The following is a 24,224-nucleotide window of genomic DNA, read 5'->3' on the forward strand; positions in this document are numbered from 1 at the left end:
GAACCCGTGATCACACGGTCCAAAACGAAGGAAAAGATACTTATGGCGGGCAACAGCGGCGGCCCCTGGGGGGGCGGAGGCTCATCCGGTGGCGGAGGAAATCGGGGTAACAACGGGGACGGGCGCAAGCCCCCCGAAAGCGATGGCCCGCATATCCCCGAGATCGACGAACTGATGAAAAAAGGCCAGGAACAGCTGCGCGTCCTCATGGGCGGCCGTGGCGGCGGTGGCCGTGGCGGTAGCGGTGATCAGGGCGGTGGCGGTCCGGCCTTTACCAAGGGCACAGTTGCGATTGGCCTTGTTGCAGCTGCAGTAGTCTGGGGGCTTGCGAGCTTTTATACTGTCAAACCCGAAGAACAGTCTGTCGAACTGTTTCTGGGCGAATTCTCGGCCGTCGGCAATCCGGGCCTGAACTTTGCGCCATGGCCGTTTGTAACCGCCGAGGTCATACCGGTGACCCGCGAACAGAACGAAGACATGGGTGGCGCGCGTGGTAGCGACGATGGCCTGATGCTGACCGGCGACGAGAATGTGGTCGACATAGATTATCAGGTTGTCTGGAACATCAACGACCCGGCCAAGTACCTGTTTAATCTGCGTGATCCGCGCCAGACGATCCGAGCCGTGTCCGAATCCGCGATGCGTGAGATCATTGCGCAAAGCGAGCTTGCACCGATCCTTAACCGTGATCGCGGCGTAATCGCCGACCGTTTGCAGGTGCTGATTCAGGATACAATGGACAGCTACGATTCGGGTGTGAACATCATTCGCGTCAACTTTGACAAAGCCGACCCGCCACAGGACGTGATCGCCTCCTTCCGCGATGTCCAGGCTGCCGCGCAAGAACGTGACCGGTTGCAGAACGTGGCAGACGCTTATGCCAACCGTGTGCTGGCCGAGGCACGCGGTGAAGCCGCACAGATTCTGGAAGAGGCTGAAGGGTACCGCGCCCAACAAATCAATAGTGCTCAGGGTGAGGCCAGCCGCTTTAGCGCGGTTCTGGAAGAATACTCCAAGGCACCGGACGTGACTCGCAAGCGTCTGTACTTGGAGCGGATGGAACAGATTTTGGGTGACGTCGACAAGATCATTCTAGACCCGAGTTCGAGTGGACAAGGGCAGGGCGTCGTGCCCTACCTGCCGCTGAATGAGCTGCGCCGTAGTCCTTCTGGGGAGAGCAACTGATGCGTAAGACGACATTTATTTTGCCGATCGTTTTCATCGCGGTAGTCGGTGTTCTTTCCTCGATTTTCATCGTGGACGAGCGCGAACGTGCTCTGGTTCTACAATTTGGCCGCGTTGTCGCGGTGAAGGAGGAGCCAGGTCTGGCGTTCAAGATACCGGTGATTCAAGAAGTAGTGCGCTATGACAACCGCATCCTGTCCATCGATGTCCACCCGCTGGAAGTTACTCCGCTGGATGATCGTCGTCTGGTGGTTGATGCGTTTGCGCGTTATCGAATTTCTGATCTGGAACAGTTCCGTCAGGCCGTTGGCGTCGGTGGTATCCCGGTGGCCGAGGATCGTCTGGACCGCATTCTGCGTGCTGAAACCCGCGAAGTACTGGGTTCGGTTTCCTCGCGTGACATCCTCAGCTCGGACCGTGCAGCCTTGATGCTGCGCATTCGAAATAGCGCGATTGCCGAAGCGCAGGCGTTAGGCGTCACCGTAATCGACGTGCGCCTGAAAGCGACCGACTTGCCGCAGGCCAACCTTGAGGCCACATTTGACAGGATGAAGGCCGAGCGGGAACGTGAAGCGACAGATGAACGCGCACGTGGTAACGAGGCGGCGCAACGTGTGCGCGCGCAGGCTGACCGGACTGTGGTTGAACTGGTGTCGGATGCGCGCCGTGAGGCTGAGATCACCCGCGGTGAAGCCGACGCCGAACGCAACGCGATCTTTGCCGAAGCTTATAGCGCCGATCCGGAGTTCTTTGAATTTTACCGCTCGTTGACGGCCTATCAGAATGCGCTGCAAGGCGGTAACAGCTCGCTGGTGTTGAGCCCGGATTCCGAATTTTTCAATTACCTGGGTTCACCCACAGGGCGGAGTGTTCCGGCGGCTCCGGTCTCTGAATAATGGGCATGATCCTTCTGGCCTTCGGGCTGGTACTGATTGTCGAGGGGCTGGCCTATGCGCTGGCCCCTTCGCTTATCGAGCGGATGCTGGAGGCGTTGCGCGCCATGCCCGAACAGGCCCGGCGTCTGGCCGGGTTGCTTTGTGTTGTCAGTGGTTTGATCCTGCTCTGGGGGGCATATCAACTGGGCTTTTGACGGGGCGGTTTCACGTGCGGGTGATTTCCCTGCGATCCCGAGTTGCTCACCGGGTTAAACTGACTACATTGGAAACTAAGAAAGGCCGAAACAGGCCTTGGCAAGATTGTCGACAAGGAGAGCTCAAGTGCAGGCGAAAGCGCGCAGTTTATCCGTCCGGTGGGACGACGTGAGTGTTTGGATGCGGCTGTTGTGGCTGGCCTTTGCCGGTACGCTGCTTGTGCTGGCGCAGTCGGTTTCCGCTCAGGCCAGAGGCGAAAGCCTGGCGCCCTTGGCCGAAAAGATCAGCCCGGCCGTGGTGAACATCACCACAAGCACCCTGATCGAAGGTCAGACAGGTCCGCAGGGCATCGTGCCCGAGGGGTCTCCGTTCGAGGATTTCTTTCGCGAGTTTCAGGATCGCAACGGCGGCAATGACAACGGCCCGCCCCGACGCAGCAACGCCCTTGGGTCGGGTTTTGTGATCTCTGAAGATGGTTACATTGTCACCAACAATCACGTCATTGCGGAAGCTGATGAAATCCTTGTGGAATTCTTCCCCGGCGACGGGCAGCCCAAAAAAGAACTGGTGGCCAAGGTCATCGGAACCGATGAGAAAACCGATATCGCGCTGCTCAAGGTCGAAGCGTCCGGCCCCTTGAAATACGTGCAATTCGGCGACAGCGACGTGGCGCGTGTGGGTGATTGGGTTATTGCCATGGGCAACCCGCTTGGTCAGGGCTTTTCTGTATCCGCTGGTATCGTATCCGCCCGCAACCGGGCGCTCAGCGGATCTTATGACGACTACATCCAGACGGATGCGGCGATCAACCGGGGCAACTCGGGCGGTCCGTTGTTCAACATGGACGGCGAAGTGATCGGCGTGAACACCGCCATCCTGTCGCCCAACGGTGGCTCGATCGGCATCGGCTTTTCGATGGCGTCGAACGTGGTAGTGAAGGTTGTCGATCAGCTGCGCGAGTTTGGTGAAACCCGGCGCGGCTGGCTGGGTGTCCGCATTCAGGACGTGACCGAGGACATGGCCGAGGCCATGGGGCTGGAAAAGCCCGGTGGCGCGCTGATCAGCGATGTTCCGGAAGGCCCCGCCCAGGAGGCCGGTCTGAAAGCAGGCGACGTGATCATCAGCTTTGACGGTGTCGAGGTCGAAGACACCCGTGGTCTGGTCCGTCAGGTTGGCGAAACAGAAGTCGGCAAAGCTGTCCGGGTCATTGTGCATCGCGATGGCGGCACGCAGACAATTCTGGTCACGCTGGGACGCCGCGAAGACGCAGAAAGCAAAGAAGATGACGAAGAAGAAACGCAGGATGCTCCGGTCGAAGAAAACGCCGATATTCTCGGGCTGACCATCTCCCCGCTCACAGATACGCTGCGTGCGGATATGGGATTGGATGCAGATGCCCAAGGTCTGGTGATTTCGAATGTCGATGAAGCGTCTGAGGCTTACGCGAAAGGGTTGCGTGCGGGTGACCTGATCACGGAAGCGGGTCAGCAAAAGGTGGAAACCATCGCGGACCTGGAAGCCCGAATGGACCAATCGCGAGAGGCTGGGCGGAAATCCCTGCTGCTTTTGGTCCGCAGGGGGGGCGAGCCGCGATTTGTGGCGCTAAGCCTGGAAGAGTGATTTGAATAGGCCGGGACAAGCGCCCGGCCTTTTTCATTGCCTGAACACCTGAAGAGGCATGCAGAAAGAAAATGAGCCATACGCAGTAATTGCGTATGGCTCAGATACAGGGAGAGATCAGTGGACAGATATCGGGGATGATTCTCTGACCTCCTACGGTAACAACTTCACCTTAGGTCAACACGAACCCTCTCGTATGTGAACCAGATCACACTGGTTCAGATAAGTTCGGAATCGGCCAGTTCCCGCAATGCGTCGAAATCCTGAATCAGCAATCCGCCGCGCGAGGATTCGACAATATTGTCGCGTTTCCAGATCGAGATTGTCTTGGAAACGGCCTCGCGCGTAGCCCCGACAAATTCGGCAAGCTCGCTCTGCGACAGGGTGATGCGCTGCGTCGGGTCGTCCTGCAATTCCGACAGATGCAGCAGCTTTCGGGCCAGTCGAATGGGCATGGGCAAAAAGACCTGCTCGTTCAGCTGCAACCCCATCCATCGCATCCGCAGCCCGGCCAACCGGATCAGATCCACGGCAAGGTCAGGCTGTTTTCTGATCTGGTTCATGACGTCATTGCGACGCACACGCAGGACGCGCGATGGCTCGGCCGCCGCAATAGTCGCCGTGCGCGGGCCGTTGTCAAACAGCGCAATCTCGCCAAAAACTTCACCTGGGCGCATCAGCGTCAATGTCAGTTTCCGGCCGCTCATCGCCAGAAAGGACACTTCAAGCGTGCCTTCCAGAATGGCATAGAGCGAATCCCCTTCATCGCCTTGTTCGAAAAGGGTTTCTCCTTGAGCCAGCGAGATGTCGGTCGCCTGCGCGGAAAGCATCTCTCTAAGCCCGTCGGAGGCTTCGGAAAGGAAGCCGCTGGTGGGAAAGGCCGTCATGTATACACCGATCTTGGGCAAGGTGTGAGTGTGGGTGGTGACACAACTTCCCATAGCTCGGCGGCTAAGCCAAGAATTTTGTTTGATTTTGCAGGTATGGCGACGTCAGAACAGCTATTTCTGTTCCGGGTCGTCCATATAGCGTTGCAGGATGCTGAATTGCAGCATCAGGAAGGCCATCAGCGCAATGGGAAATCCGAAGGTTTCGATCTTGACCCAAAGGTCGGTCGACATGGTGCGCCAGACAAACTCGTTTGCGGCGGCCAGAACAGCGAAACAGGCGCAAAGGCGGCGTGTCAGAATCATCCAGCCTTCGTGCTTCATAGGCAGCATTTCATCCAATACGTAGGCCAGATAAGATTTCTTTTGCAGCAACCCGATGCCAAGGATCAGGGCGAACAGGCCATAGACAAGCGTGGTTTTCATCTTGAAAAACCGCTCGTCATTGAACCATGCGGTCAGGCCGCCAAAGAAAATGACCATGAAGGCCGTGAAAATCTGCATCCGGCTGAGTTGGCCGGTGAGGTACCACAGGATACCCATTGCCCCCAGCATCAGGGGGACGAAGATAATCGTGGCGATGATAAAGCCGGAATATTCGGTACCACCGATCAGAAAGCTGTCATCACGCAAGCGCAGGTAGATGAAGAAGAAGGCCAGCGGCGGGCCAAGCTCCAGCACCTGTTTCAGAAATGGGTTGACGTCTTTTTTGCCTGTCATCGGTATGTCCTGCTGCTTACCCGCCCATTTCAACTATTACGGCGCCGAGTGCAATCAATGCCATCAATGCAATGCGTCTTGGACCAACGGTCTCCTTCAGGACAAGCCAGCCGATGAGCGCCGCAAAGACGGTTGAGGTTTCGCGCAGCACGGCGGCTTCGCCGACTTTGTCCAGTCGTGTGGCCAGCATGATCGAACCGAAGGACAAAGGCGCGATGATGCCGCCGGCCAGACCCCGCAGCATCAGCGGGCCGGGCGCAGGGCGATGTGTCATCGCGCGCCATCTGAGGAAGGCGTAGACCGGCATCGCCGCGCCGTCGATCATGAAGAACCAGGCCAGAAATGTGAACGGGTCGGCAGTGGCACGTATGCCATAGGCGTCATAGGTGGTGTAAAGGGCGACAAACAGCCCCGTGATGATCGCGAGGACCAGCGCAATCCCCAGCGTGTCACGGTTGGTTTCGAGAAACCGGAAATTATAGGCGGCCAGGCCGAATATCCCGGCCAGCAGGGTTGCGACGCCCAGCCACTGCACGGTCGAGAATGTTTCACCGAACAGAAGATAGGCACCAATGACCGTAAACAGCGGGCCTGTCCCGCGCACGACGGGATAGACGACCGTGTAGGACCCTTTGGTGTACGCCGCGGCCTGCAGCGTCTTGTAGGCAATGTGGATCAGCCAGACGAGGGCGAAGATCGGCCACATATGAGGTTCAGGCCAGGGCACCACGAAAAAGGCAAACGGGGCGGCCATCAGACCATAGCTGGCGTCAATAGCGCCGCGGGACAGCCATGGATCATGACGGCCTTTCTGCAGCGCCCCGAACGCGGCGTGCAGGAAGGCGGCCATCAACGCCAGTGCCAGCGCCAGTTGGTGACCGGCTTCGGTGCCTTCAAGTGAGATCAGCCAGTCGCTCAAATACGCAGACCTTTTGTAGGGCGGAGAGGGGTGGGGGCTGTCTGCCCCCACACCCCCGAGGATATTTGGGGCCAGATGAAGTGGCGGATCAGCCCTTGTCGAGCCCGGTCAGGGCGGCGGCGAATTCTTCGGGATCGAAGGGGGCAAGGTCATCGATCTGTTCTCCCACCCCGATTGCATGGATCGGCAGGCCGAACTTGTCGGCCAGCGCGACCAGCACACCGCCCTTGGCGGTTCCGTCCAGCTTGGTCATGATCAGGCCCGAGACATCGGCCAGCTTGCGAAAGGTTTCCACCTGGCTCAGCGCGTTCTGACCTGTGGTGGCGTCAAGGACCAGCAAGGTGTTGTGCGGTGCGGTCTCGTCAACCTTGCGGATGACGCGGACGATCTTGGCCAGTTCCTCCATCAGGTCGGTGCGGTTTTGCAGGCGTCCGGCGGTATCGATCATCAGCAGATCCGCGCCTTCGGCCTGAGCCCGGGTCAGCGCGTCAAAGGCGAGGCTGGCGGGGTCCGAGCCCTCGGGCGCGGTCAGAACCGGAACCCCGGCGCGGTCGCCCCAGACTTGCAGCTGTTCGACGGCCGCAGCGCGAAAGGTGTCACCGGCGGCGATGACGACTTTTTTGCCAGCCTGCTTGAACTGGCTGGCCAGTTTGCCGATGGTCGTGGTCTTGCCCGAGCCGTTGACGCCGACGACCAGCACCACTTGCGGGCGTTTGGGATAGATCGGCAGGGGCCTGGCCACGGGCTCCATCACGCGGGCCACTTCCTGCGCCAGCAACTGTTTGATTTCCCGGGTCGAGAGTTTGCGCCCAAAGCGCCCCTCGGCCATGTTCGAGGTGACACGCAGGGCGGTGTCGACGCCCATGTCAGAAGCGATCAGCAGCTCTTCGAGTTGCTCGAGCATGTCGTCATCCAGCGTGCGGCGCATTTCAGTGGCGGCGCCGCCGCGGCTGAACAGACGGTTCAGGATGCCTTTGGATTCGGGAATTTCCGGCGGTGGGGCAATGGGCTTGGGGTCCGCCGGGGCGGGGGCAGGTTGTTCAGCCGGTTCCTGCGCCGGTTCAGGGGCCGGAATTTCCGGGACCGGTTGCGGCTCGGGCTCAGGTTCGGGGAGGACAGGGTCGGGTGCGGCGGTTTCCTCGCCACCATCCTCGACGATGGCGTCCAGCCCCTGTTCGAGGCGGGATGAGGATTTGAACAGCTTGTCCTTTAGCTTTGAGAAAAACGCCATATTTGGTCTCCGCAGGTGTTCCTTTCACCTAATGCGGATTTGCGGCAGTTGCAAAGGGTCACGCAAAAGCGAAGACGAAACCAAATTGCGCGCCCCAGTAGAGCGGCCAGATCAGATAGGGCGTCAGCTTGTGGGCGGGGTGGTTCGCAGGCAGCAGGAACTTTTCCGTAGCAAGGATCAGATCAGACGCGATGAAGGCGATTGCAGCCGGGAACGCCCATCGCAAGGCACCTGTCTGGGGCAGCGCCAGCACGGTGATCCCCATGCCAAGGATGATCGGGATATAGGCCAGAACAGGGCCTTTCAGGTCTCCGGCGCGGGGGGCAAGCAGTGTGGCCATGACAATGCCCAGAATGACCAGAGACCACACGATCGCGGGGGCATCCCAGATCAGGCTGGCGGAGCTGGCAGGATGCGACAGGAACAGGGCGATATAGGCCAGATGCCCGGCGGCAAATGCGGCAATGCCGGCCATGAACGTGGCATCCGTTTCACGCGACAACAGCGCGTCCCCGGTTGCGCACAGGGCAAGTGCAACGGCGAGCATCCATGGGCTGCCCTGCAGAACCGCAATGACTGCCAGCGCGGCGACCGAGGTGGTTTTCAGCACAGTGCGCAAGGAACTGGCTGGTCGGGCCGTCAGGGGCAGGTATCCCAATGCGCAGCCAAGGGCGATCCAGAAGAGAAGGGTTGTCATGTCACCTCACCGCGGTTTTCGAATACCTTCATCCCGAGCGCGGCATATAATCAAGCGCTTACGTTGAGTTAAGCATGTTTCCCCAACCCCTGGCCAAAGGGTGAATGGCATAGCGGGATCGCATCTGACACAATGGGCGTATGTTCCGAGCGCTGATGATTCTCGCCTGCTTTGCCGCACCGCCCGCTGCGGCCCAGACCCCTTTGTCCGGCCCCGAATTCGACACCTATACGCAGGGCAAGACCCTGTTTTACGGTTTCGAAGGGCAGGTTTACGGGGTCGAACGCTATTTGCCCAACCGTCGCGTGATCTGGTCATTTCTGGATGGCGATTGCAAGGAAGGTGTATGGTATCAGCAGGAAGAGCAGATTTGTTTCATCTACGAAGACCGGTTTGATCCGCAATGCTGGGTCTTTACGCGATCCGGCGGTGGCCTTGTCGCGCAGTTTGAAGGCGACCCGCAGGCGACCGAACTGTACGAGGCGGAAGATATCGGGGAAGAAATGGTGTGTTATGGCCCCGACGTCGGTGTCTGACTAGGTCACCCGAAGCTCATCATAGCTGAGCATGACATGCTGCTGATATGCAGGTCTTTCTGTCAGCTTATCGTAATAGCGCCGCAGGTTGGGCAGGACCGCGCGGGATATCGCGATGTCGTAATAGCGATAAAGGATATGTCCCAGCTGAATATCGGCCAGCGTCAGATCGGGCCCGCACAGGTAGGTGTTTTCTGACAGCCGGGTATCGGCAAGTACCAGTTTGCTATCCAGCGCGGCAACGGCCTGCTCAATCGCGTTTTGGTCCTGCTCTGCCGGGGCGGTCCGGACAACCTGCCAGAACACGGGCACCGTGAAATCCATCGCAACGTTGATCTTGGCCCATTCCGCCCATTTGTCGATTTCAGCCCGTTGGACCGGGTCGCGTGGCCAGAACGCATTCCCGCCATAGGCATTCGCCAGGTAGCGCAGGATTGCGCCGGTTTCCCACAGCGGTGGGTGATTGCCATCCTGTAGCACTGGGATGGTGCCGTTCGGGTTCAGCTTGCGAAAGGCATCGGTGTCCAGCCCGCCGAATCTGTGCCCTGCATCGTGGCGGTGAAAGCGCAGATCCATCTCTCCGACGCACCACATCAGGGCCTGAACATTCGATGACGTTTTGCGGCCCCAGATTGTCAGCATGGCTTAGAACAACGATCCTTGATCTGGTGTATCCGGTTTGGATTTCCGGTTGGTCTGCTTTGCGGCTGTCCCGGTGCCAAGAATGCCATCGGCGAATTCGATGTCCAGCACCGTGTGTTTTGCGGCCTCGGCCTTGGTCGTGATGACATTCCCATCTGCGCGAACCACGGCATATCCGCGTTCCAGCGTCGCCTTGTAGCTGAGCGTTTCGCGCAGGCGGTCTGTGGCCTCAAGCTGATGTTTCAGACGATCCAGCCGCGTGGTCTGCGCCGCGTTCATCCGGTCACCAAGCCGGGCAAGGTTTTGCGCGTGCTGGCCGATCTCGCGTTGAATTGGGCGCAGGGACAGGCGCGACGACAGGTTGCGCAGTGATTCCTGCCGGGCCGAGACCAGACCGCGCAGAGTTGACGGGCGCAGATGGGCTGACAGTTCCACAACTTGCAGGCGGCGGTTTTGCACTCCTCGCGTCAAAGCCGGGGTCAGGCGATCCGCAATCAAATCAAGGCGTTGCCGGGGGGAGTTCAACAGGCTGTCCGGGCGCGGCAGGGCGCGGGACAAATCGCGCAGCCTTTGCGAACGGCGCTGCACCGCGTCCGTTGCCGCGCGCGACAGGCGGGCGCCTTGCTCGCCGGTCCAGGCCAGCAGTTCGATGCGGACCGGCACGGCCAGCTCTGCCGCAGCTGTGGGTGTAGGCGCGCGGCGGTCCGAGACGAAATCGATCAGGGTCGTGTCGGTTTCATGCCCAACGGCCGAAATCAGCGGTATGTCCGATGCGGCGGCGGCTCGCGCGACACTCTCTTCGTTGAAGCCCCAAAGATCTTCGATCGACCCACCGCCACGGGCCACGATGATCAGGTCAGGACGGGGCAGTGCGCCGCCGGGTGTCAACTGGTTGAACCCTTCGATGGCGCGGGCAACCTCGGGGGCGCAGTTTGCGCCCTGCACGGCCACGGGCCAGATCAGCACCTTTCGCGGGAACCTGTCCCGAAGCCGGTGCAGAATGTCACGGATCACCGCGCCCGAAGGCGATGTCACGACGCCGATGATCTGCGGCAGATACGGCAGGGGCTTCTTGCGCTCGGGCGCAAACAAACCTTCGGCCTCAAGCTGTTTCTTGCGCTTTTCCAGCAAGGCCATAAGTGCGCCCTGACCGGCAACGGCAACTTCATCGACATTCAGGTTGTATTTGGATTGCGCGCCAAAAGCGGTCAGGCGACCAGTGACGACAACCTCCAGCCCTTCCTCTGGCACGACCGAGAGGCTGGAAACTTGACCTTTCCATGTCGTGCAGGCCAAAACGTTCCGGTCGTCCTTGATGTCGTAGTACAGGTGCCCGGACCGGGCCTTGAACACGCGGCCAACTTCGCCGCGCACACGGATTCGCCCGAACGCGCCTTCCAGCGTGCGCTTCACCTCGCCCGAGACCTCGGAAACCGTGTATTCAGGTGTGTTTTGGCCCGGAATCGGGTCATCAAGCAGGTCGGACATTTCAGCGCCTTGTTTCAATTGCTCACCCAGCTTAGAACGCCGCGCAGGCGAGGCCAAGCAGATCGGAGACGACCCCATGAACATCCTTATTCTCGGCAGCGGCGGGCGCGAACACAGCCTGGCCTGGGCAGTGATGCAAAACCCAAAATGCGACCGTCTGATCGTGGCGCCGGGCAATGCCGGGATCGCTCAGATCGCGGAGTGTGCCGCTCTGGATATCGAAAACGGTGGGGCAGTTGTCAGCTTTGCCGAGGAAAACGCGATTGATTTCGTGATTGTCGGCCCCGAGGCTCCCTTGGCCGCCGGAGTGGCGGATCGCCTGCGCGAAGCCGGGGTGCTGGTTTTCGGACCGTCTGCCGAAGCGGCCCGGCTGGAGGCCTCGAAAAGCTTTACCAAGGAAATCTGCGACGCGGCACACGCGCCCACCGCCGCTTATGCGCGGTTCACCGCGCCCGAGCCCGCCAAGGCCTATATCCGCGAACAGGGCGCGCCCATCGTGGTCAAGGCCGATGGTCTGGCCGCCGGCAAGGGCGTGATCGTGGCCATGGACGAAGACACGGCGCTTGACGCCATTGACGACATGTTCGGCGGTGCCTTTGGGGGGGCCGGGGCCGAGGTCGTGATCGAAGAGTTTATGGACGGCGAAGAGGCGTCTTTGTTTGTTCTGTGCGACGGCCAAGACATCCTGTCCATCGGCACGGCCCAAGACCACAAGCGGGTGGGCGAAGGGGATACCGGTCTGAACACCGGGGGGATGGGTGCCTATTCTCCGGCGCCGGTTCTGAGCGCGGAAGTTGAAGCGCGCGCGATTGAAGAGATCGTGCGCCCCACCATCGCCGAGATGAAGCGCCGGGGCACACCGTTTCAGGGAATTCTTTATGCGGGGCTGATGATCAAGGACGGCCAGCCGCGCCTTGTGGAATATAACGTCCGTTTCGGGGATCCGGAATGTCAGGTCCTGATGATGCGTCTGGGCGCGCAGGCGATGGACCTGTTGCATGCCACCGCCGAAGGGCGGCTGGGCGAAATGCGGGTCAACTGGGCCGATGATCACGCGATGACGGTCGTGATGGCGGCCAAAGGTTATCCGGGAACCTACGAGAAGGGCACGGTCATCAAAGGATTGGACGGCTTGCCCGAGGACAGCAGCAACATGGTGTTTCATGCGGGCACAAGCGAGGCTGCGGGGCAGGTGCAGGCCGTCGGCGGGCGCGTTCTGAACGTGACCGCGCGCGGAAAAACGCTGCAAGAGGCGCGCGACCGGGCGTACCAGATGGTTGATGCCGTGGATTGGCCTGAAGGGTTCTATCGCAGCGATATCGGCTGGCGCGCTTTGGAGGGATGATCGGGCAGGGGGCTTTGCCCCCTCGGCCTTGCGGCCTCCCGGCACTGCGCGGGTTCGCGGTCGAAATCGTCCGCTGGACGATTTCTTTTCAACCACTCACCCTCCAGGATATTTTTGGCCAGATGAAGAGGCTGATCAGCACTTCAGGGCTGATGTGAGATTGTCGCGCTGTTTGAGCGGGCGCAAGTCCGTCAGGTGCCAGCCATCCTGATAGGAAACACGGATGATCCGCGACCAGTCGGCGCTGGCGAGGATCATTTCGGGATGGTCGCCGCAGCTCCGCAGGCCGCCGGAAATGAAATCCTCACCGATCTTGTGGTTGGTCAGGCCGGGCAGAACAGCGATTTCGGTCAGTCCACCATCTTTGAAGCGCCAGATGCGCAGGGTTTTGGCCAGGTGGGGGCGGTCGACATAGGCGATCTCGATATTGCCATCACCATCCAGATCAGCAGCACCGACCGGGGCGAGCCAGCGGAAACGTGCGCCGATATGAGGAGTGGCCGCTATTTTTTCGCCAGCGGCGTTGTAGATCGCAAGCTGAGCGCCTGTTGTGTTCTGCGTTTCAACGACAATTGCTTCAACCGCGCCGTCCTTGTCGATGTCTGCCAGACGCGGCGCAAGGTCTTCGAATACACGGTCCTGTGGCAGACGAACCGTTACGACTGTGTCATCGACCACAAGCTCCAAAGCGCCGTATTCGATATTGTCGCCCAAAACACCATGCGCGTATCGCGTGGTTGGTTCCGTGAAGCGGGCGTCGGTGATGGTGTCTGCCGTGACAGCGATTGGCAGCGCGCACCACAGGCCAAAAGGGAGCAAAGCGCTGCGCACCCGACATTGCCACAGGCGGGCGGGCTGACGCGGCGCTTTGGACAGCATCAGATCTGCTTTTCGGGCATCTGGACAATCAGACCGTCCAGCGCGTCGGTCACCTTGATCTGGCAGGTCAGGCGCGAGCGGGCCGGGTCAGGCTCATAGGCGAAATCCAGCATATCCTCTTCCATGTCGTCCTTGGCCGGGATCTTCTCGACCCAGTCGGGGTGGACATAGACATGGCAAGTCGAGCAGGCGCAGGCACCGCCGCAATCGGCCTCGATGCCGGGAATATTGTTGTCACGGGCCCCTTCCATGACGGTCAGTCCGTTGGCGACCTCGACAGTGTGCTCGGTACCGCCATGCTCGACATAGGTGATCTTTGCCATTGCGTGCGTCTTCCTTTTGCGATGTTCGAAACCTTCCTTAGTGAAGGGAGTTAGGTGTTTCCAGCCTCATTTGCGACTCCTCACGCCGTGTCTGGACTTTCCTGTATTTTGTTCTATCTTTGTTCTTATGCTTGTTGCCCCTTTTCTCCGCGCGGTTTCAAACCGGGACTGGCCGCGACCGCCGTCCTGTCTGTCCTCCGCCCAGCTGGAGGCCCCGCCCGAAGGGGCGCGTGTGGCCGTGGCCGGGCTGGTGATCCTGCGGCAGCGGCCGGGGACGGCCAAAGGCGTGATCTTTCTGACGCTTGAGGATGAGACCGGGATCGTCAATGTGGTGGTCTGGCGCAAAATCTACGAACGCTTCCGCCGTGCGGTGATCTCGGGGCGGTTGCTGAAGGTGACAGGCCGGATGCAGCGGGCGCATTCGGTGACCCACGTGATCGCGGAAGAGATCGAGGATATCTCGGGCATGCTGGACCTGCTGGTGCAGGGGCAGGGTTAGGTCTGTCGTGCGGATCAATCCTAAATTGTCCGTCGCCGTGCCGCAAACCCGCGCCTGAAGAACGGGCGATATGTTTTCTTTGCCTCAAATGCGCGATTAAGGCGCTTTTCCGCCACTTGAACGCGGGATGGTCGACTCTCCGGCGCCGGGCGCGTAGTGACACGCATCTTTGCGCATCGGCTTGTGTCAAAGCTCGGGCCGGATTGCGCATCACTCAACGTCTTTTCAGAGTCAGTTCGGATGCCCAACGCAACGCACCAAGGATCGCTCGAAAATACCGTCTCTCGGGACGAAAGCCGGATTTCCGACCGTCTGGCAGAGCTCTCGGAACTCACGCGTTCAGCGGGATATGTTCATACCGCCCGAATGATCGATGAGGCGCTAAGCGCTTATTCCTTCGAACGCAGACAGGCTGAGACTGCAAAAAGGCTTCGGTCAGAGTTGCAGCAACTCAAGCGGATTGAGGCGTCGCGCTCGTCTGACGAAACGGATCGAAAGCCGCATTTGGTTCCGAACTTTCGGTCCCGGCGGTCGGCAAAACCCGATGGGATGCTGTTCGACAGGGCCGAGCGTTCTGACGGCGCAGCCCAGAAAGCCGGGGCGCGCAAAGGGCAGGCCGCATTTGTCCTGACGACCCGGATGCGTGTTGACGGGCGGAACGTTGCAAGGCTGCGCAATGGGCACTGGACAGGAATTTCCATGTCTTTCCCCGCGGAACCTGAATTCCAGTTTCGCTGACAGGTCGCCCCACGCCAAGGATTCTCCGCCGGGGGCGTTGCAGGGCCGGATGCAGAGGGCGCATTTGGTAACCCATGCGATCGCGGCAAGGATCGAGGATATTCCGGGGATACAGGATGTGTTGGTGTGGGGGAGAGGGTTAGTCCGCTTAGCGGACTTTGCTGCCATTGCCATTTCAGGTGTTTGCTAATGCAGCATTCTATTGCAGCTGCGGCACGCTCATCGCTGCGATGCAGCCGATGTCGTCAGAGCGGTCATTCAATGCCAGTCTGAGGCGCGAAATTCGAACCGCCCTTTCGCTGCAACCACGACCGACTAACGAGAAGCGGGAATATACCGTCATTGGCGTTCGTGATCTGAACGGCCGCTTTTTTGTCCTTCGCGCCGGCGGCGAAAACAGCAAGGATAAACCGGACCTTCGCTGCTCTCGCGAAAAGCCATTCCCAGTCTTGCTTAGCGGTCATTCGACGACGTCTGCGTGAATTAACTTATTGGTCCGCTTGAGCACGCAAACAGAGAAACCACCGGACGGTGTCGGCCTGGCTATCTCATCAGGATGTTTGATTGCCGAATTCGCGGCTTTGCAACCCGCTTTGCGATTATGGCACAGCTCTGTCGCGGCCTGCCCAAGAGGATTCAATGTATTCAATTAGTGAGTGGCAATCTATTATGGTGTTGTTAAATATGTAAAATTCCTTTGGGCGCAGGAGTCTCAATGGCATTGTGAATATTTATGCTTTCTAAATATACAAATTCTCCTCTCAAACTTCACCGCTATGTTAGCGTTATCGCTTTGGGATTGATGCTTGTTCTTACCGGTTAGCCGATATCCAGCACAATTTGCGAAGCATTTAGCGTTGCCGACCCAATTGGACCGGCAGCCAAGGAACATACACTGGAGGAAATATGTCCCTTTTGCAGACCATTACCCGTAGAGCTGCCTTGCTTTCTGTCGCCGCCGTTGCACTAACCGCGGGGACAGCATATGCGGGCGATGTCAAAATTGGCTTTCTGCTGAAAACCATGCAGGAAGAGCGCTACAAGCGTGACCGCGCCGCGTTTACTGCGAAAGCTGAGGAACTGGGCGCCGAAGTTATCTTTGATTCAGCGAACAATGACGAGCTGACCCAGCTGGCTAAGTTTGAAAACATGCTTGCCAAGGGCGCAGACGTCATCGTGTTGCAGCCTGTGAACACCGGTACCGCCGGAAGCATGGTCAGCATGGCAAACAGCGAAGGTGTGCGTGTCGTCGGGTATGACTCGATGCTCGTGGACGGGCCGCTGGATGCGATGGTGATGCAAGACAGCTGGGCCGTGGGCCGCTTGCAAGGCGAAGCCATGGTCGAATGGCTGCAGGAGAAGAATGGAGAGGTGTCCGGCAAGATCGCCTTGATTCAAGGTCAACCGGGCGACTCCAACGCGATTGCCATGAGCAGCGGTGTGTTGGAGATTGTCGAAGCGAACCCGGGGTTGGAACTGGTAACAAATCAGGCGCATGAAGGTTGGTCATCTGAGAAGGCCATGGCGACTGCGGAAAACACGCTGACCTCTAACAGCAATAGCATCGACGCGTTTATCGCCAACAACAGCGGCATGGCCCGTGGTGTTATCGCGGCACTGGAAGCACAGGGGCTGGCGTCATCTGACAAAGTATTTGTAGCCGGATCCGATGCCGACCTGGCAAACATCCAATACGTGGCGCAAGGCAAGCAGGCTGTAGAAATTTGGAAACAGATCGATCCACTTGCGGAAACCGCGGCAGAAGTTGCAGTGGCGTTGGCTAAGGCGCCGGACACTGCTCCTGCTGATCTGGTCGAGGTGGACAAGGTTATCAACAACGGCTTCACCGATGTGCCAACAATCGTGACCCCGATCACGCTTGTGACACAGGACAACATCGATGACACGATCATCGCTGGCGGCTTCTACTCCAAGGAAGAAGTCTACGGGAACTGATCCTCGGGACCTTTTCCTGAAGGAGGGCGTTTCGCCATCTGGCTCCCTATGCGTGTACTCCCCGCGCGCAGCTTTATGGTGCCCTCCTTCCTTAACCCGTCACGGAGAAACTGCCGGTCAGGGTGGGGAACGTCCGAAATACCTTTCTGAATGTGATGGGAAAAAGCATGTCTGAAGTCGTCCTGAAAATGCAGGGTATCATCAAGGATTTTCCCGGTGTCCGCGCCCTGAACAATGTCAATTTCGAAGCCCGCTCGGGTGAGCTTCTGGCGCTGATGGGAGAAAACGGAGCGGGCAAATCCACGTTGATGAAAGTGCTCAGTGGAGTTTGGCCCTATCCGACCTACGAAGGCGATATCTATTTGCGCGGCGAAAAGGTCCGATTCGCGAATACAAAAGAGGCCGAGGCAGCAGGCATCGGTATCATCTACCAGGAACTCAACCTGATCCCCGGTTTGTCTGTCGCCGAAAACATCTTTCTGGATCGCCAGTTCACCGATGCCAAGGGCAGGATCAACTGGAACCAGACCTTTGCCGAAACCCAGAAGCTGCTGACCGAACTGGGCATCAATGACATTCGCCCGACCGATCTGGTGCAGAACATCACTGTGGGCAAACAACAGATGGTTGAGATTGCCAAAGCTTTGTCGCTCAAGGCCGAGATACTGGTGCTGGACGAACCGACGTCGGCGCTGACAGATAAGGAGGTCAAGGATCTCTTCCGTATCATCCGCAAGCTGAAAGCCGACGGTGTCTGCATGTGCTACATTTCGCACAAAATGGAAGAGATTGAGCAGATCGCCGACCGGATTGCGGTTCTGCGCGATGGCCAGACCATCGGTGACGTCACGCCTATCGCGGATATCACGCTTGATCAGATCATCGCCCGAATGGTTGGACGCGACATCAAAGATATGTTCCCCAAGGTCGATTTCACACCGGGTGAGGTGACTTTGGAGGTCAACGATCTGTCCGTCACAAACCCCGACCTGCCTGGCAGCTATCTGGTCAAGAACGCCAGCTTCGTTGCCCGCAAAGGCGAGATATTGGGCATCTCCGGGCTAATGGGCGCTGGCCGGACCGAACTGGTTGGCGGTGTATTCGGTGCTTATCCGGACCAGACCACCGGTGAAGTGAAGCTGAACGGGCAAAAGCTGGACATCAAATCGCCGAAGGACGCCATTGATGCCGGCATCGCGCTGCTGACCGAAGATCGTAAGGCTTTGGGGCTGTTTTTGGACAAATCCATTTCCTTCAACACGACGATTTCCTCGCTTGAGACGATCAGTTCAAAGGTTCTGGGCATTATCAACACCCAGCAGGAGCGCAAGATCGTTAAGGAATATGTCGACCAGTTGGGCGTTAAAACACCGTCGATTGACACGGTCATCGGTACGCTGAGCGGCGGCAACCAGCAGAAAGTCATCTTGGGTAAGTGGCTGAACTCACGGCCGGATGTGTTCATTTTGGATGAACCCACACGTGGGATCGATATCGGTGCCAAGGTCGAGATTTACAAGCTGCTGAACGAACTGGTCCTACAAGGTGTCACCGTCATCATGATTTCTTCGGAACTGCCTGAGGTCTTGGGCATGTGTGACCGGATTCTGGTGATGTGCGAAGGCGAGATCGTGTCAAACTTTGGACGGGACGATGCGAAGAAAGAAGCAATCATGGCGTATGCCACCGGCAGCGCATAAGGGAGGAAGCAAATGAGTGCTGACAGCAACGTTGCAGGTGTTGGCGTCAATGGCGCCAAGGAAAACCACCTGATAAACTTCATAAAGGACAACGCGACGCTAATTGCGTTGATCGTGCTTGTCGTTGGGCTCAGCTTTGCCGACGACGCATTTTTCACCGCGAGGAACCTTAGCAACCTATCCCGTCAGGTTACCATCATCGGGATCATTGCCGTAGGCATGACCATGGTCATTCTGATTGCGGGTATTGACCTATCCGTTGGCTCTGTCGTCGGGTTATCAGCGGTCGTCTGTACGCTCATGATGCAATGGGGCGTGCCGACCATATTGGCGGTACCTGCAACCCTTTTGATCGTGGGTGTTGGAATAGGTCTGTGGAACGGGTTCTGGATAGCCAAGTTCAACATACCCCCATTCATCATAACCCTTGGAATGCTGACTATCGCACGCGGTTTGGCACTGACCCTGACCAATGGCAGTTCTGTACCGGTAACGAGTAATGTGTTTCCATTGATTGGTGGTGCTTATATCCCGCCGATGATGTCCAGTATCGTGCTGATCGTGTGTGCTGCGCTTGCTGTTTATTCGATCTTCCGAGATGTTCAGCAAAGCAAGGCGCATGGCGTCGAAGTGAATATGCAGGAGCTGCTGGTCAATGGGGCGGTGATGATTGGTGGTTTTGCTTTGGCCTTCCACGTGTTCACCAGCTACAAAGGGATCCCCGTTCCTGTTGCGATCTTTGCAGTCATTGCATTTGCCGGGATCTATACGCTGAACAGCACCCGTTTTGGTCGCCGCCTCTATGCGCTTGGCGGAAACGAAGATGCGGCTCGCCTGTCCGGCATCAACGTCGTCCGCACCAAGATGATTGTCTATACGGTCATTTCAGTCCTGTCGGCCCTAGCTGGAATTATCCTGGCCTCGCGTCTGAACGGTGCCTCGCCCAATCTTGGAACGATGTTCGAACTTGACGCGATCGCCGCGGTCGTTATCGGCGGTACCAGTCTGGCGGGTGGTTCTGGCAAGGTGAGTGGAACCATCATCGGTGCCCTGCTGATCGGGGTCCTGAACAACGGCATGAGCCTGCTTGGTGTGGTCACGTTCTATCAGTTGATCATCAAGGGCCTGATCATCATCCTCGCCGTCTGGTTCGATGTGATGCAGAAGAAATAATGTTGCTGGCCTGCCCCCGGTCACACGCACCGGGGGCAAAGCCAAAATCCCCGAAAACTTGAATGACAGTTGGGAGGTAAGCGATGGTCCAGTCCATTTTAGCAACCTTACGCACAAACGGCCTCAGAGCTTTGGGTTTGGCCGGCCTTCTATCCGCATCGCTGCCAATGATCGCGGCAGCGCAGGACAACGCTACAATCGGGTTCCTGCTCAAGACCATGCAGGAAGCCAGATACCAGACTGACAAATCCCTATTCATTGCACGCGCGGAATCCCAAGGCGCAGATGTGATCTTTGATAGCAGCGGCAATGATCCATTGCGTCAGTTGCAGCAGGTTGAGGAAATGCTGGAATCGGGGGTGGACGTTCTGGTCCTGCAACCCGTCAACACCGCAACCGCTGGTGCCCTTGTTGATTTGGCCCACGATCAAGGCGTCAAAGTGGTCGGGTACGACTCGATGCTGCAGGACGGGCCGCTTGACGTCATGGTCATGCAAGACAGTTGGGCTGTCGGGCAGCTTCAGGCCGAAGCCATGGTGGACTGGCTGAACGACACCCGCGGTGAGGTCAAAGGCCGGGTCGCCCTGATCCGCGGTCAGCCTGGTGATGCCAATGCCGAAGCGCTCAGCAGCGGTGTGCTGAAAGTGATTGCCGATCATCCGGGGCTCGAACTTGTTGCAGATCGCAGCCACGTGGACTGGTCACCGGATATGGCCAGAGACACTGCCGAAAACCTTCTGGTCGAATATGACAACGACATCGATGCATTCATTGCCAATAACAGCGGGCTTGCTTTCGGGGTTCTGGCAGCATTGTCGGACGAGGATCTAGCATCGGCGGATCAGGTCTTTGTTGCCGGTTCAGACGCTGATCTGCGGAATGTCCAGATGGTCGCAAACGATGTGCAGGCGCTGGAAATCTGGAAGCAAATTAAACCTTTGGCCTATGAGGCGGCGGATATTGCCGTGAAAATTGCGCAGTCTCCGGATGCGGAAGTTAGTGATTTGATCGGAGACCATACGCTAATTGACAACGGTTTCACGGAAATCCCGACGGTTATCACTCCTGTTTTTGCAGTGTCAAAAGATACGATCGACAGCACGTTGATCGACGGCGGGTTCTATACCAGCGAACAGATCTATCAGAACTGAAGCTGCTATAATCACGCATACGCCCGTCGACAAAACAGCGAATAAAAGCAAGGGACCGAAATGTCTGACAAGATCAATGTCGCAGTCCTTGGCCCGATCCCAAGGGACAACATCACCAGCTATCAGGGTGAGAAATTCAATAAATTTGGCTGCGCGGTCTATACAGCGGTCTGTATGTCCTCGCTGGCCGGTCCGGGTTCGCGGATCAACGTCGTCAGCCATGTACGCCGGTCAGACGTCGATAATGTTCGCAACTTGCTGTCTGAGTTTCCGTATCTGGATGTCGGCCATGTTACGGGCGACGCTGATCAGGGCGCGGTGATCGATCTTGTCTACGTCGATCAGAACCATCGCAACGAAAAGCAAACGGGTTTCATGAACCCGATCCTGCCCGACGACATCGAAGACCTGATGGATTGCGAGGCTTTCGTTTTCGTTCCGATCACGGATTTCGAGGTTCCGTTGGAAACGATTCGATACATCAAGGCCAACAGCGATGGTCTGGTTGTTTTTGATGCGCATGGCCCCACCAGCGGGTGTTCTGCACATGGCGAACGGTATCATAAATTCTGGATCGACCGAGATCGCTGGCTTCCACATATCGACCTTCTAAAGATGAATTTGGAAGAGGCTCAATGCAGTTGGTTCAAGGGAGAATACGGTTCTGACGAGTTGCAGGAAATAAGCGAACTCACGATGGACCAGTTGCCCAAGTTCGCCCAACACTGCCTGGATCTGGGCGTCAAGGCGCTCTACGTCACGCTGGATCAACACGGCTGCGCCGTCTACCACAAGGATGCAACCGGCCGGATGCGGGAACATCTGGTCAAGCGGGTGCTTGTCGAGGATGTGGTCGACACCACGGGCTGCGGTGACAGCTTTGCTGGTGGCCTGGCCTTTGGCTACCTCAAGACCCGCGACTTCGTCAAAGCCTGCCAGTTCGGCAACTGTGCCGGGGCGCAGCGCTGCTCGAGCAGCGAGCTGGATGTCTACGGATCACTGGAAGAAACCGAACGTCAGATTGCCGAAACCTACGGCGACTGAATTACCCGAAATATCACCCGAATGGAGCCCTGACATGCAGACAATGCTGAGCAGTAGCGACTGGCTGATTGAAGAAACCCAATTCAATCTGGATGAAGCGAACTTCAAGGAGACCATTTTCACGGTCGGCAACGGCTATCAGGGCACACGTGGATCGCTGGAAGAGGGTCACAAAGGAGAGCTGTCTGGCACCTATCTGGCTGGTGTTTACGATCACCATGACTCGACGGTGATCGATCAGGTCAATGTGCCGACCTGGCTGCCGCTTCGGGTTCGTGTCGAAGGTGAAATTCTGGATGTCCAAACGTGTAAAGTGGTCGAACACAAGCGCGTGTTGGATCTGCAGACCGGATTTCTCCACCGAGATACGGTTTTTGAAGATAGCAAAGGCCGTCGCACTCGCATCACCAGCATCCGATTTGCGAGTTTTGCCGATCAGCACATCTGTGGCATTCGCCTGACGGTTACGCCTGAGAACTACTCCTCGGAGATCACTGTCGAAAGCGCCCTTGATGCCCATCGATACAATCTGGACCGCCTGCCAGCTTATCAGGGAAATCCCGTCTTCCACCCCGAAGTTAAATGGGAGAAGTGGGCCAAAAGCCGGCACATGAAGGTCACTCAGTCACATGCAAGCAGCGATGCGTCCTATATCGAAACTCTGACACTGGACACTGGCATTTCGATTGGCATGGCGTCTGCCTTGGATTGTCCTGCCTTCAGCGAGTTCAAAGTCGCAAATCGTGGCTATGAGCAGGTTTCACAAACCGTTTCTGTCGAGGCGCTCAACGGGCAAAGTCTGACTTTCGAAAAGCTGGTGTCGATTTATACATCGCGAGATCTGAACGGCGCGGAAATGGCGGCCAAGTGCGAAGCCTCCCTTGAGACCGCGCATGCCAAGGGATTTTCCGCCTGTCTGAGCGAAAGCGCCGCAGCCTGGCGCGAAAAATGGGACGCCTGTGATTGTGTGGTGACGGGTGATCTAGAAGCAACGCGTGCAATGCGTTTCAACATCTATCATCTGCTGATTGCCGCAAACGAAAACGACCCGCGCGCGAACATCGGCGCCAAGTCCATGTCAGGCGAGGGGTATAAAGGGCACGTTTTCTGGGATACCGAGATCTTCCTGCTGCCATTCTACATTTTCACGCAGCCGGATACAGCCAAAGCCCTTCTGAAATACCGTTTCAACACGTTGAACGGCGCACTTGAGAACGCCCGAATGAATGGGCTTAAGGGCGCGCAGTACGCGTGGGAATCTGCTGATACCGGAGTAGAGACAACGCCAAAATGGACAGCGGACGGTGCGAACCGTATCTGGACCGGAGAAGAAGAGATTCACGTCACCGCATGCGTGGCATATGGCATCCTCAGTTATGTTGCGGCGACCGGAGACAGAGATTTCCTTCGCGATTTCGGTGCCGAGGTTTTGTATCAAACCAGCCGGTTCTGGATCAGTCGGCTGGAATGGAACAAAGACAAGGACCGGTACGAGCTGACAAATGTTATCGGGCCGGACGAGTTCCACGAACATGTCGACAACAACACATTCACCAATCGGATGGCGAAATGGCACCTTGAACAATCGGCTCGCGTTTTCGCAGAATTCAGCAAAACCACTTCAGCAGTTCATGACGAATTGCTGATACGGTTGGATTTAACCCGAAAAGAAGTGGATCAGTGGCTGGAAACAGCGGAAAAAATCTATGTTCCATTTGATCCCTCCCGCAATCTGATCGAACAGTTTGAAGGGTATTTCCAGCTCAAGGACATTCCCATCACCGAATGGGACAAAAACCGTATGCCAGTCTACCCCGAGGGGCATGATCACTTTTCACTGAATGGCTCGATGCTGCTCAAGCAACCTGACGTGATCATGTTGAATTATCTCTTGCCCGACGAGTTTTCAGACGAAATCAAAAAGGCGAATTACGCGTTTTACGAGAAACGCACGATGCACAAGTCATCACTTAGCCCGGCCATTCATTCGATCATGGGGATTGAAGTTGGCGACATTTCCTCGGCCCATCACTATTTCGAACGTTCTGCCTTTGTTGATCTGGTCAACAATCAGGGAAACACACAGGACGGGATGCATATCGCATCGGCCGGTGGCACCTGGCAGTCGCTTGTTTGTGGGTTTGGCGGGTTCCGGGTCAAGCACGGCAAGATGACGTTCAAACCCTGGCTGCCCGAGGCATGGTCCGGCATCCGGTTTAATCTGAAGTGGCAGGGGAATGACGTCGAAGTTCTGATTTCTCATGACGAGTGTCGGTTTAAGCTGATTGCTCCGTCCGGCACGAAAGAGGATATCGAGGTGATGGGCCATCCTGTTACTTTGATTGCCGGAGAGGAAGCGGTCTTAGCACCGCAGCCTGCGTGACAACCAAGATTTTTCTC

General features: G+C 57.6%; 23 protein-coding genes. 14 read left to right on the top strand and 9 right to left on the bottom strand.

The window, feature by feature from the left end; translation table 11 throughout:
- The first annotated feature begins 42 nt into the window (after positions 1-42).
- From hflK to ACR0DY_RS12870, 4 genes are all read left to right on the top strand, one after another.
- Positions 43-1,185, top strand: a complete 1,143-nt coding sequence (hflK, locus tag ACR0DY_RS12855) for an FtsH protease activity modulator HflK (protein ID WP_480481516.1) — start codon at positions 43-45, stop codon at positions 1,183-1,185.
- The gene (gene hflC, locus ACR0DY_RS12860) at positions 1,185-2,081 is read left to right on the top strand and encodes a protease modulator HflC (RefSeq protein WP_480476482.1); all 897 of its coding nucleotides are present in this window, start codon (positions 1,185-1,187) and stop codon (positions 2,079-2,081) included. Before hflK ends, hflC begins: the two co-directional genes overlap by 1 nt.
- Complete coding sequence (locus ACR0DY_RS12865; RefSeq protein ID WP_267363999.1) at positions 2,081-2,275, top strand: DUF2065 domain-containing protein; 195 nt, start codon at positions 2,081-2,083, stop codon at positions 2,273-2,275. The genes hflC and ACR0DY_RS12865 overlap by 1 nt, the downstream gene beginning before the upstream one ends.
- Before the next feature lie 127 nt (positions 2,276-2,402).
- Positions 2,403-3,896: a DegQ family serine endoprotease gene (locus tag ACR0DY_RS12870; protein WP_480486035.1), complete on the top strand. Its 1,494-nt coding sequence runs from the start codon at positions 2,403-2,405 to the stop codon at positions 3,894-3,896.
- 218 nt (positions 3,897-4,114) lie between these two features.
- On the opposite strand, the gene ACR0DY_RS12875 is transcribed toward ACR0DY_RS12870, so the two are convergent.
- The 5 genes from ACR0DY_RS12875 to ACR0DY_RS12895 form a co-directional block, all read right to left on the bottom strand.
- Positions 4,115-4,783, bottom strand: a complete 669-nt coding sequence (locus ACR0DY_RS12875; protein WP_480481510.1) for a Crp/Fnr family transcriptional regulator — start codon at positions 4,781-4,783, stop codon at positions 4,115-4,117.
- A 114-nt stretch (positions 4,784-4,897) separates the two neighbouring features.
- Positions 4,898-5,503, bottom strand: coding sequence for an inner membrane-spanning protein YciB (locus ACR0DY_RS12880; RefSeq protein ID WP_480545682.1), 606 nt, complete (start codon positions 5,501-5,503; stop codon positions 4,898-4,900).
- Positions 5,504-5,519: 16 nt separating this feature from the next.
- Positions 5,520-6,422: an EamA family transporter gene (locus tag ACR0DY_RS12885; protein ID WP_480476492.1), complete on the bottom strand. Its 903-nt coding sequence runs from the start codon at positions 6,420-6,422 to the stop codon at positions 5,520-5,522.
- An 88-nt stretch (positions 6,423-6,510) separates the two neighbouring features.
- Positions 6,511-7,653, bottom strand: a complete 1,143-nt coding sequence (gene ftsY, locus ACR0DY_RS12890; protein WP_480537548.1) for a signal recognition particle-docking protein FtsY — start codon at positions 7,651-7,653, stop codon at positions 6,511-6,513.
- Between the two features lie 58 nt (positions 7,654-7,711).
- Positions 7,712-8,350 carry a lysoplasmalogenase family protein gene (locus tag ACR0DY_RS12895; RefSeq protein ID WP_480481502.1) on the bottom strand — a complete coding sequence of 213 codons (639 nt, stop codon included), beginning with the start codon at positions 8,348-8,350 and terminating at the stop codon, positions 7,712-7,714.
- 155 nt (positions 8,351-8,505) lie between these two features.
- Here ACR0DY_RS12895 and ACR0DY_RS12900 point away from each other — a divergent pair, with 155 nt between their 5' ends.
- Complete coding sequence (locus ACR0DY_RS12900) at positions 8,506-8,886, top strand: hypothetical protein (protein ID WP_267363991.1); 381 nt, start codon at positions 8,506-8,508, stop codon at positions 8,884-8,886.
- Here the strand turns inward: ACR0DY_RS12900 and ACR0DY_RS12905 are convergent, their stop codons facing one another.
- Together ACR0DY_RS12905 and xseA are read right to left on the bottom strand one after the other, a co-directional pair.
- Complete coding sequence (locus ACR0DY_RS12905; RefSeq protein WP_480505647.1) at positions 8,887-9,528, bottom strand: glutathione S-transferase family protein; 642 nt, start codon at positions 9,526-9,528, stop codon at positions 8,887-8,889. It lies immediately after the preceding gene.
- 3 nt (positions 9,529-9,531) lie between these two features.
- Entirely contained in the window at positions 9,532-11,016 is a 1,485-nt protein-coding gene (xseA, locus tag ACR0DY_RS12910) for an exodeoxyribonuclease VII large subunit (protein ID WP_480481498.1), read from the bottom strand.
- Between the two features lie 76 nt (positions 11,017-11,092).
- Between xseA and purD the strand changes: the two genes are divergently transcribed.
- Positions 11,093-12,361 carry a phosphoribosylamine--glycine ligase gene (purD, locus tag ACR0DY_RS12915; RefSeq protein WP_480481496.1) on the top strand — a complete coding sequence of 423 codons (1,269 nt, stop codon included), beginning with the start codon at positions 11,093-11,095 and terminating at the stop codon, positions 12,359-12,361.
- 135 nt (positions 12,362-12,496) lie between these two features.
- Here purD and ACR0DY_RS12920 read toward each other — a convergent pair whose 3' ends face one another.
- A complete protein-coding gene (locus ACR0DY_RS12920) occupies positions 12,497-13,240 on the bottom strand; it encodes an FG-GAP repeat domain-containing protein (protein WP_480481494.1) in 744 nt (247 codons plus the stop codon).
- Positions 13,240-13,563, bottom strand: a complete 324-nt coding sequence (locus ACR0DY_RS12925) for a 2Fe-2S iron-sulfur cluster-binding protein (protein WP_209504265.1) — start codon at positions 13,561-13,563, stop codon at positions 13,240-13,242. The genes ACR0DY_RS12920 and ACR0DY_RS12925 overlap by 1 nt, the downstream gene beginning before the upstream one ends.
- 127 nt (positions 13,564-13,690) lie before the next feature.
- Between ACR0DY_RS12925 and ACR0DY_RS12930 the strand changes: the two genes are divergently transcribed.
- From ACR0DY_RS12930 to ACR0DY_RS12965, 8 genes are all read left to right on the top strand, one after another.
- Positions 13,691-14,062, top strand: coding sequence for an OB-fold nucleic acid binding domain-containing protein (locus ACR0DY_RS12930; RefSeq protein ID WP_480481492.1), 372 nt, complete (start codon positions 13,691-13,693; stop codon positions 14,060-14,062).
- 240 nt (positions 14,063-14,302) lie between these two features.
- Positions 14,303-14,800: a hypothetical protein gene (locus ACR0DY_RS12935; RefSeq protein WP_480481490.1), complete on the top strand. Its 498-nt coding sequence runs from the start codon at positions 14,303-14,305 to the stop codon at positions 14,798-14,800.
- Between the two features lie 906 nt (positions 14,801-15,706).
- On the top strand, positions 15,707-16,756 hold the full coding sequence (locus ACR0DY_RS12940) for a sugar ABC transporter substrate-binding protein (RefSeq protein WP_480545681.1): 1,050 nt from the start codon (positions 15,707-15,709) through the stop codon (positions 16,754-16,756).
- Between the two features lie 167 nt (positions 16,757-16,923).
- The gene (locus ACR0DY_RS12945) at positions 16,924-18,456 is read left to right on the top strand and encodes a sugar ABC transporter ATP-binding protein (protein WP_480481486.1); all 1,533 of its coding nucleotides are present in this window, start codon (positions 16,924-16,926) and stop codon (positions 18,454-18,456) included.
- 12 nt (positions 18,457-18,468) lie between these two features.
- Positions 18,469-19,629 carry a sugar ABC transporter permease gene (locus tag ACR0DY_RS12950; RefSeq protein WP_217354249.1) on the top strand — a complete coding sequence of 387 codons (1,161 nt, stop codon included), beginning with the start codon at positions 18,469-18,471 and terminating at the stop codon, positions 19,627-19,629.
- 83 nt (positions 19,630-19,712) lie between these two features.
- On the top strand, positions 19,713-20,780 hold the full coding sequence (locus ACR0DY_RS12955) for a substrate-binding domain-containing protein (protein ID WP_480486020.1): 1,068 nt from the start codon (positions 19,713-19,715) through the stop codon (positions 20,778-20,780).
- Between the two features lie 60 nt (positions 20,781-20,840).
- A complete protein-coding gene (locus ACR0DY_RS12960; RefSeq protein ID WP_480481482.1) occupies positions 20,841-21,824 on the top strand; it encodes a carbohydrate kinase family protein in 984 nt (327 codons plus the stop codon).
- A gap of 34 nt (positions 21,825-21,858) precedes the next feature.
- A complete protein-coding gene (locus ACR0DY_RS12965) occupies positions 21,859-24,207 on the top strand; it encodes a glycoside hydrolase family 65 protein (RefSeq protein WP_480486019.1) in 2,349 nt (782 codons plus the stop codon).
- Positions 24,208-24,224 lie beyond the last annotated feature (17 nt).

The organism is Ruegeria sp. O6, assembly GCF_056535045.1.

Bases quoted from the DNA above. Each gene is read 5' to 3' on its own strand.
- hflK (WP_480481516.1), top strand. From the start codon at position 43: ATGGCGGGCAACAGCGGCGGCCCCTGGGGGGGCGGAGGCTCATCCGGT.
- hflC (WP_480476482.1), top strand. From the start codon at position 1,185: ATGCGTAAGACGACATTTATTTTGCCGATCGTTTTCATCGCGGTAGTC.
- ACR0DY_RS12865 (WP_267363999.1), top strand. From the start codon at position 2,081: ATGGGCATGATCCTTCTGGCCTTCGGGCTGGTACTGATTGTCGAGGGG.
- ACR0DY_RS12875 (WP_480481510.1), bottom strand. From the start codon at position 4,783: ATGACGGCCTTTCCCACCAGCGGCTTCCTTTCCGAAGCCTCCGACGGG.
- ACR0DY_RS12880 (WP_480545682.1), bottom strand. From the start codon at position 5,503: ATGACAGGCAAAAAAGACGTCAACCCATTTCTGAAACAGGTGCTGGAG.
- ftsY (WP_480537548.1), bottom strand. From the start codon at position 7,653: ATGGCGTTTTTCTCAAAGCTAAAGGACAAGCTGTTCAAATCCTCATCC.
- ACR0DY_RS12895 (WP_480481502.1), bottom strand. From the start codon at position 8,350: ATGACAACCCTTCTCTTCTGGATCGCCCTTGGCTGCGCATTGGGATAC.
- ACR0DY_RS12900 (WP_267363991.1), top strand. From the start codon at position 8,506: ATGATTCTCGCCTGCTTTGCCGCACCGCCCGCTGCGGCCCAGACCCCT.
- ACR0DY_RS12905 (WP_480505647.1), bottom strand. From the start codon at position 9,528: ATGCTGACAATCTGGGGCCGCAAAACGTCATCGAATGTTCAGGCCCTG.
- xseA (WP_480481498.1), bottom strand. From the start codon at position 11,016: ATGTCCGACCTGCTTGATGACCCGATTCCGGGCCAAAACACACCTGAA.
- purD (WP_480481496.1), top strand. From the start codon at position 11,093: ATGAACATCCTTATTCTCGGCAGCGGCGGGCGCGAACACAGCCTGGCC.
- ACR0DY_RS12920 (WP_480481494.1), bottom strand. From the start codon at position 13,240: ATGCTGTCCAAAGCGCCGCGTCAGCCCGCCCGCCTGTGGCAATGTCGG.
- ACR0DY_RS12925 (WP_209504265.1), bottom strand. From the start codon at position 13,563: ATGGCAAAGATCACCTATGTCGAGCATGGCGGTACCGAGCACACTGTC.
- ACR0DY_RS12930 (WP_480481492.1), top strand. From the start codon at position 13,691: ATGCTTGTTGCCCCTTTTCTCCGCGCGGTTTCAAACCGGGACTGGCCG.
- ACR0DY_RS12935 (WP_480481490.1), top strand. From the start codon at position 14,303: ATGCCCAACGCAACGCACCAAGGATCGCTCGAAAATACCGTCTCTCGG.
- ACR0DY_RS12940 (WP_480545681.1), top strand. From the start codon at position 15,707: ATGTCCCTTTTGCAGACCATTACCCGTAGAGCTGCCTTGCTTTCTGTC.
- ACR0DY_RS12945 (WP_480481486.1), top strand. From the start codon at position 16,924: ATGTCTGAAGTCGTCCTGAAAATGCAGGGTATCATCAAGGATTTTCCC.
- ACR0DY_RS12950 (WP_217354249.1), top strand. From the start codon at position 18,469: ATGAGTGCTGACAGCAACGTTGCAGGTGTTGGCGTCAATGGCGCCAAG.
- ACR0DY_RS12955 (WP_480486020.1), top strand. From the start codon at position 19,713: ATGGTCCAGTCCATTTTAGCAACCTTACGCACAAACGGCCTCAGAGCT.
- ACR0DY_RS12960 (WP_480481482.1), top strand. From the start codon at position 20,841: ATGTCTGACAAGATCAATGTCGCAGTCCTTGGCCCGATCCCAAGGGAC.
- ACR0DY_RS12965 (WP_480486019.1), top strand. From the start codon at position 21,859: ATGCAGACAATGCTGAGCAGTAGCGACTGGCTGATTGAAGAAACCCAA.